A 1,040-nucleotide genomic window follows, 5' to 3' on the forward strand; every position below is an offset into this window, starting at 1 on the left:
CATCGAAACCCAATTTGTCGGCTTGGGCTGCGATATCGAGCTGGGTATCGAACTGTATGTCCGCTGCGGTTCTCGCCTGCACCGGCAAGACGATGCCGAATGAAAGCCGATCTGGATGGAAAAGCACGTTGCGCTCTGAATCTATTGCTCTGGCGAGGAGATAAGGAGGTTTGCCTTCCAGAAAAAGGGCTGACGCGCGTTCCATGGCGATGGCGTAACATATTGGAAGCCTTAGTCCGCTCCGCGGAGCGGACTATGATTGCAAAGGAATTCAGGTAATTCCGCAGCCTAGCTCGCGGTGACGCACTGCTTGACGTAGTCACGCAATGCCTTCTTCTGCAAGCCCTTGGCCGTGCCTTCATCGTGGCAGGTCTTGCGCTTTGCTAGAACCGGGTATTTCTGCTGCAGGCAGCTTTTGACCGCATCCCTGCGTGCCTGACCCTTGAGGCCCTGCCCTGCCGCATCCTGCCGGCAGGCTTGCCGCGCCGTCTTGATTTCATCCTTCGTCGGCATGGCGGAAGACGGCGTCGAAGCGGAAGAGGTCGCGGCGGGAGCTGGCGTTGCGGTCGTCGTTGCAGGTGCCGTCGTTTGCGCGAAGACCACGGTTGCGGAAGATAGGGCGAAGAGAGCGGCGGCGGTCGCACTTAGCAGCTTGCTGGTCATGGGGCATATCCTTTTGCCTGAAGGCATTCATGTTCAAGCCGCCGACATCGTCACGAGGTCGGCGTCCTTCTTGAACGATGGCCGTCGGCATATCCGTCGCTTGGATCGCCAAAAAACTTCCAGTGAGCTTGCCGGCTCCGTCAGTAGATGACGACGCCCCTGACGCTCTTTCCGGAGTGCATGAGGTCGAAGCCCTTGTTGATGTCTTCGAGCGGCATGGTGTGGGTGATCATCGGGTCGATCTGGATCTTGCCCTCCATGTACCAGTCGACGATCTTCGGAACATCGGTGCGGCCGCGCGCGCCGCCGAAGGCAGTCCCCATCCACGAGCGGCCGGTCACCAGCTGGAACGGACGCGTCGAGATCTCCTGGCCGGC

1 protein-coding gene and 1 pseudogene are annotated in these 1,040 nt (G+C 59.7%); both read right to left on the bottom strand.

The window, feature by feature from the left end; genetic code table 11:
* Positions 1–288 precede the first annotated feature (288 nt).
* Positions 289–663, bottom strand: coding sequence for a PsiF family protein (locus tag Q4Q11_RS31835; RefSeq protein WP_498571983.1), 375 nt, complete (start codon positions 661–663; stop codon positions 289–291).
* 140 nt (positions 664–803) lie between these two features.
* Positions 804–1,040, bottom strand: a pseudogene (locus Q4Q11_RS31840) (S-(hydroxymethyl)glutathione dehydrogenase); the annotation flags it as partial.

This window comes from Rhizobium sp. UFLA01-1127, assembly GCF_059803845.1.